Below are 6,493 nucleotides of genomic sequence, written 5' to 3' on the forward strand. Positions count from 1 at the left end.
TGCCGTCAAAAACAACTCCAATATCTTCAACGAAACTTCCGAAACATTGAGAAATTAATTGAGAAAGGAGCGAGCCTAGAATGCTTAAGCCGAAGGCAATACAGGAATTTATTAGTCTCCAGTGAAATTACCTGTCAACAGCAGTGGATGTGGTCAAATCATAAAAATAAAATCGAAAATCGCATCGTCAGTTTAACACAACCTCATCTCCGTCCAATCGTCAGAGGCAAGGCAGCAAGTCCTACGGAATTCGGGGCTAAGTTATCAGGGTCTTCGGAGTTTGTGGTTATAAATGTATAGCATGATACAAAAAATTGAAGATTCGAGAGCCAAAACCCTTGAAATCTCGTGAAGTTAGTTTTTCTGTCACCCTAAACTCCGAAGAGCCAGTTATCAGTCAGTTGTGTAGAAGGATATGTATTTCTCGAAAAATTAGTTGGGATAATTATAATGAAAGTGGAGATTTAATCTCGCAAGTCGAAGCTTACAAAGACTATACGGGAGTTTACCCCTCATCGGTTCACGCCGATCGAATTTATCGAACCCGAGCTAATCGAGCTTGGTGTAAAGAAAGAGGAATTCGTCTCAGCGGACCGCCTTTAGGAAGACCTCCTAAAAACCTCAGCCGAGAAGCCAAAAAACAAGACCCAGGAAGATGAGCGCATTCGTAATGCAATCGAGGGAAATTTGGACAAGCCAAAAGAAGATTCAGCTTAAGTCGTGTTATGGCTAAACTGCCTAATACTTCGGAAACCTCCATCGCTCTGACCTTTTTAGTGATGAACCTGGTGAAGCTGAGCCGGCAGTTTTACTGTCTTTTTTTGTGTCAATTTTTCCCAAACTTCATAATTTTGTCGAGAAATATTATTGTAACTTATAAAGTGGACGAGTTAAGTCAATTCAGATTTATACCTTGAGCAAGACGGCTTCTTGTTCATTTTCCACCCCCAGCTTTTGATAACTTTTTCAGCAAACCCTAACTACAGTTGAGATATTCGATGAAAAAATTCTTCTTTCTCTGGATTGCCGTTGCCGTATTAACCGCAGCTTGCAGCAACAACGCACCGGCCGACAGCGATACGGCTGCCGATACCGCCGCCACGACGACCGAAACCGCAGCAAATACCGACGCTTCGACCGCAGAAGACGGAGTGGCGATCGCCCTGGTTTCCCCCGAGGACGGTTCGGTGCCGATGGGCGATGCGGAATTCGTCGTGGAGGCGATCGATCCTGCCACCAACGAACCCGTTCCCGTCGAAGACTTACAAGTCGAGTTTTGGATGGAAATGGAGGGAACCGAACCCATGACCGCCATGTCCAAAGTCGAACCGGGCGATCGGCCCGGACAGTACAAAGTCCGAACCAACCTCGGCATGGTGGGCGCGTGGGTGATGGAAGTCGAATCCGCCGATCCTGCCCTATCGGGAGAAAAAGCCTTCGATATCACCGTGGTCGAAAGCGGAAATTGATGATGTGTCGGTGCGTTTCCCGGTAATACAACATTGACCGGATGTCCGTCCAATTTTCCGACTGCGAGATGCACCCTTGTATGTGGGCGGTGTACATGGGCGGTGCGTGACGCGGTAACAGTCCTTTGACCTGACTTCGGCCACATTTCCCCGCCGCGTCACATACCCTACCGCTGTTCCTCTTGCCTTTTGCCTTCTCCGATGAAAAGCGCCCTAACCCGCTGGTCGATCGCCAATCCGGTCGTAGTGGCCGCACTGTACGTTGCAGTGGTCGTGCTGTCAGTCCTGACGCTGATTCTGCTTCCCGTGCGGATGATGCCTTACGTCGAAAGTCCCTTGGTTTCCATCGTCACGATGGCACCGGGGTCGTCGCCGCAGGAAGTCGAAACCTATATTAGCAAGCCCATCGAGCAACGCATGACGGTACTCGACGGCGTGCGCTTCGTGCGCTCTAGCTCCCAGCAAGATATGTCTCTGGTGACGATTCAGTTCGCCTGGGGAGACGACATTGATAAAGCGGTGCAGTCGGTACAAAGCCTGATGACGGCGACCGAGGGAGATATTCGACTCGATGGGTTTAATTCCCGGTCTTACTGGGTTTTGCCCATCGACCCCTTGAACCGTCCGGTGTTGACCTTGGCACTGCGAGGAGAAGGGTGGGATCCGGTACAACTGCGGGAGTTTGCGGACAATCACTTGGTCGATCGCCTGACTCAAGTTCCCAAAGTCCAAGCCGTATCGATTTTTGGGGGCTATCAGCGACAATTGCAAGTCGAGATCGATCGCCAGAAACTGGCCGCCTACGGGCTGTCGATTTTGCAAGTGCGAGACGCCATCGACGCGAACAACGTCAGTCAGGGGGCTGGGGTTCTCACTCAAGGCGATTCGGAGATTCTGGTACGAGCAGACAAGCGGGCGCTGAGTGCGTCAGACGTGGCTGGCTACCCGGTCTTAGAGCAGAACGGGCAAGTGGTCTACGTGCGAGACGTGGCGACCGTCAAAGATACTTTTGAAGAACGGCGCAGCGGCTATCGCTACAACGGTCGGGCGGCGTTGGCGGTCAACGTGATTCAAAAGCCAGACTCGAGTTCTCCCGATGTCATCGAGCGGGTTCGGGCAGAATTAGACAAGATTCAGGCGGAAAATCCCGGTCTGAGCTTTGAAGCGGCTTACGATAACTCGTATCTGGTCGATATTATTCTCGACAGCACCTTTCAGGAGTTGCTGATTAGCGTCTTGCTGGCGGGAATTGTCATCGCCGTATTTCTCGAAGATTTCCGCGCCACGGCGATTATTACGATCTCGATTCCCATGACGCTGGCACTTTCGATGCTACCGTTCGCTCCCATCGGAATGTCCCTTAACTCTTCGACGCTGATCGGCATGATGATGGCGATCGGAAAGTTAGTCGACGACTCGATTATCGTCATCGATTCGATCGATCGTAAGCTTCAAGAGGGACTGACCCCTATACGGGCAGCGGTTCGCGGCACGGAAGAGGTGTTTCTCGCCAGTGCGGCCGCCAGTTGCGTGATGATTGCGGCCTTGCTTCCCACCATTTTGGCGGGGGGTCTGACGGGGCTGATGTTTGTCGGTCTGGTTTGGCCGATGGTCTTTGCCTTTGTCGCCTCCCTACTGGTGTCGATTACGCTGATTCCGCTAATTGCGGCGTTTGTTTTGAAACCGCCTCAAGCCAGACCGCGAAAAACCTGGCTTCAGTGGTTGACAACTCCCGTTCGCGTCGGATTTCGTCAATTGGAACGGGGTTACGGATGGCTGCTCGATCGCTGTTTGAACTATCGAGAAATTACTTTGGCGATCGCGGGCGCGTCCTTCGTCCTGGCAGCCGTTCTCTATCCCTTCGTTCCCCAGGAAATGATGCCACTGGGAGATTCGGGTCAGTTTATGGCATCTCTGGAAATGGAACCGGGAACCTCGTTTGCCAAAACCGACGAAAGTACCTATCGCTTCGAGCAGATTTTACTGGCACAGCCCGACATTGCCAAAGTCTCGTCTCAAACGGGTTTCGAGTTGACGCGCAACAGTACGTACTTTAGCGGGTACAGCATGGGAAACGTCAATTCAGCGTCTCTTATCGTGACGTTGAAAGACGATCGCGATCGCGACATTTGGGAAATTATGGATAGCGTCGAGGCCGAAGCTCGCCGCACCCTCCCCGGTTTGCGTCGAATTGCTCTCAAAGAGATGGGGGTTGACGTGATGGCGACCTCGGCTGCACCGATTCAGTTAGCGGTGTACGGCGACGATTTGGAGGTATTGCATCGTCTGGCGAACGACGTACTGGATATTGCCAAGGATACCCCCGGTTTGGTCATGCCTCAAACGAGTTCGGCGTTGACACAGCCGGAATATCAGCTCGAAGTAGACCGTCGCCGCGCCGAGGAACTCGGACTCAGCGTACAGGCGATCGCCGAACAAGCTCGCTACGCCTTGAACGGCGGTTATACCCGGCGATCGTACAATCTTCCCAACCTGCGGCAAAACTCGATTTTGGTGCGTTACGAGCAAGAAGACCGAGGCACGTTAGACAATCTTGCCGGAACCTACATGACGACGCCGATGGGTCGACAGGTTCCGCTCAATACCGTGGCGAGTTGGGAACGGCGAAACGGCCCGACTCTCATCGAACATCTCAACGGTAAGCGGGTGGTGTACGTCAACGGCTACTATCGCAAGGGCGGCCCCGCATCGATGGATTTGTCGATGGCGATCGCCATGGGAGCGGGTCGGGAACTCTCGTTTCCCCCCGGTTACGGCATCGATTCAATGGGCGATATGACGGACATGATGGTGGAGTTCGATCGCTTGTTGAAGGGTCTGCTCGTCTCGTTGGTGCTGATTTATCTGATTTTGGTGATTCAGTTTGGTTCCTTCGTTCAGCCGCTGGTGATGATGTTATCGGTTCCCTTGCAGTTGGTGGGGGTGTTCGGCGGGTTGATTTTGGCCCGACAAACCCTGTCTACTGTGTCGATTTTGGGCATCGTAATTCTGTCGGGGTTATCCCTGTCAGCGGCGATTCTACTGCTCGAGTTAATTCTCGCGAAACGAGAGGAAGGGGTTCCCCGAGATGAAGCGATTCGCATGGCGGGGCCAACCCGCTTGAAAGCCATTACGATGACGACCCTTACCACTGTTATCGTCGTGGTGCGCTTGGCGTTTTTCCCCGAAATCGGCATCGACGCCTATTCTCCGATCGCCACGGTGATTCTGGGGGGATTGCTGTTCTCGACGCTCCTGACGCTCGTTGTCGTACCGGTCGTTTACTCTGTTATCGACGATGTGACGCAATGGCTGAAACCACGGGGACGAAAACGGCAGATCTCGAGAGATCCTCGTTGGGTGGAAAGTCACCCGGCGCTCGATCGACAAGATCCCCATGTTTGGGGTAGTAATGAGGAGTAATGCTACTGCGGTTTTTGCATCCTTGCCACGACAGGATTGTGACTGACCAGCATCATTAGAGTGCAGCAGAACCCATTTCTCGACGATGCTTAGCCTTTTCGGTAAACGCTGGGTGTAACTCCAGTCAGTTTGCGGAAGGCGTGGCTCAGGTGACTTTGACTGTTAAACCCACATTGCAACGCAATGTCTGAAATCGGCAACTGAGAGTGTTTGAGTAATTGCTTTGCCCGTTCGACTCGCTGTTGTAGTAAATATTGGTGAGGCGAAACGCCCATAGATCGATCGAACAGACGGCTAAAGTGAAATTTACTGATTCCGACTAACTGCGCCAAATCCGCCAATTTGATGTCTCGATCGAGAGAGTCGTTGATGTAGTCGAGAACTTGAAGGAGTTTGCGATCGCCTAACCCTCCCTCGTACCGTGCGACACGAAGTCGGGCGGTAGAATACTCTCGCAGTAAACTGACCGCCAAGACGTTCGCCAGGGATTCGACATATAGCTGTCCGGCTCGACCCTCGCCTCGATGTAACTCTGCCCGCAACATCAATAAAATTTGTTTGATTTGCCGATTGCAGACGCGAAATTCTGTGACGAGTTCGACTTGTGTTGAGTCTAACTCCAGAGCTTCTCGAGCGACCTCTTGCAAAAACTGGGGCGACATTTGAACGTGCAAATAGCGATCGTCCCCTTCGTTTCGATAAGAAATAGGAAGTTTCGCCGGTGTAATCGAAATATCGCCTTGGGTATAAATTCCCGTGTAGCGACGATCGCCCACCACGTGGTGGATGCGGTGCGGACGAGGTGCTAAACACAGGACGATCGTGTGGTCTTGCCACATCTCCGATCGCTCGAGACTGCACGGTGGTTCCTGAAATTCTCGGACGAGCAGAGATTCCCATCCAAGCGTTCGACTCGAGGCCAGGGGGGAAGTCGGTTCGAGTGCGGATTTTCCAGTGGCGCCAGGGGTCGATGCGTGAGAAGAGTTAGCCATCAGAGTTCTGACCTCTTGAAACTCGCAGCAAGATTTTGATAATGACGCAAGATTCAGGTAGACCGACACGTTGAATTCGTCTAATCTGCGATCGTAACCGATTTGACGACGGAATACGATCGAAAAGGAGATTCTCAAAGATGGCTCGTTTGTTACATCTCGATGCGAGTCCGCGCGGAGAGCGATCGCGATCGCGTAAAATGACGAGAGTTTTTGTCGAGCGATGGGTTCAAACACATCCAGAGACGAGCGTGACCTATCGCGATATCGGGCGTAACCCCGCTCCTCCCGTGACTGAAGCTTGGATTGTGGCGGCTTTTACCCCCCCAGAACAGCGAACTCCAGATTTAGAAGAAGCGTTGCGCGTTAGCGAGGAACTCGTCGATGAGTTTTTGGCGGCTGATATTTATGTTTTCGGTGTGCCTATGTAGGGTTTGCTGAAAAAGTTATCAAAAGCTGGGGGTGGAAAATGAACAAGAAGCCGTCTTGCTCAAGGTATAAATCTGAATTGACTTAACTCGTCCACTTTATAAGTTACAATAATATTTCTCGACAAAATTATGAAGTTTGGGAAAAATTGACACAAAAAAAGACAGTAAAACTGCCGGC

Annotated in this window: 4 protein-coding genes and 2 pseudogenes; 5 read left to right on the forward strand and 1 reads right to left on the reverse strand. The window is 51.7% G+C overall.

Going from position 1 to position 6,493, the window contains the following annotated elements; genetic code table 11:
* The 4 genes and pseudogenes from GEI7105_RS39445 to GEI7105_RS29885 all read left to right on the forward strand — a co-directional run.
* Positions 1-261 (forward strand): annotated as a pseudogene (locus GEI7105_RS39445) (IS5/IS1182 family transposase); the annotation flags it as partial.
* Positions 262-390: 129 nt separating this feature from the next.
* Positions 391-917, forward strand: a pseudogene (locus tag GEI7105_RS34700) (transposase); the annotation flags it as partial.
* An 81-nt stretch (positions 918-998) separates the two neighbouring features.
* A complete protein-coding gene (locus GEI7105_RS0109990; RefSeq protein WP_017660333.1) occupies positions 999-1,469 on the forward strand; it encodes a FixH family protein in 471 nt (156 codons plus the stop codon).
* Positions 1,470-1,670: 201 nt separating this feature from the next.
* Positions 1,671-4,892 (forward strand): efflux RND transporter permease subunit, encoded by a 3,222-nt coding sequence (locus tag GEI7105_RS29885; protein ID WP_017660334.1) that lies wholly within the window; start codon positions 1,671-1,673, stop codon positions 4,890-4,892.
* Positions 4,893-4,981: 89 nt separating this feature from the next.
* Here GEI7105_RS29885 and GEI7105_RS0110000 read toward each other — a convergent pair whose 3' ends face one another.
* Positions 4,982-5,884, reverse strand: coding sequence for a helix-turn-helix domain-containing protein (locus GEI7105_RS0110000; RefSeq protein ID WP_017660335.1), 903 nt, complete (start codon positions 5,882-5,884; stop codon positions 4,982-4,984).
* A 140-nt stretch (positions 5,885-6,024) separates the two neighbouring features.
* Between GEI7105_RS0110000 and GEI7105_RS29890 the strand changes: the two genes are divergently transcribed.
* Complete coding sequence (locus GEI7105_RS29890) at positions 6,025-6,315, forward strand: FMN-dependent NADH-azoreductase (RefSeq protein ID WP_035492913.1); 291 nt, start codon at positions 6,025-6,027, stop codon at positions 6,313-6,315.
* Positions 6,316-6,493 lie beyond the last annotated feature (178 nt).

The sequence above is a fragment of the Baaleninema simplex PCC 7105 genome, from assembly GCF_000332355.1.
GTDB lineage: Bacteria > Cyanobacteriota > Cyanobacteriia > Cyanobacteriales > Geitlerinemataceae > Baaleninema > Baaleninema simplex.

Excerpts from the sequence above, each read along its gene's own strand:
- GEI7105_RS29890 (WP_035492913.1), top strand. The coding sequence starts at position 6,025 with ATGGCTCGTTTGTTACATCTCGATGCGAGTCCGCGCGGAGAGCGATCG.
- GEI7105_RS29885 (WP_017660334.1), top strand. The coding sequence starts at position 1,671 with ATGAAAAGCGCCCTAACCCGCTGGTCGATCGCCAATCCGGTCGTAGTG.
- GEI7105_RS0109990 (WP_017660333.1), top strand. The coding sequence starts at position 999 with ATGAAAAAATTCTTCTTTCTCTGGATTGCCGTTGCCGTATTAACCGCA.
- GEI7105_RS0110000 (WP_017660335.1), bottom strand. The coding sequence starts at position 5,884 with ATGGCTAACTCTTCTCACGCATCGACCCCTGGCGCCACTGGAAAATCC.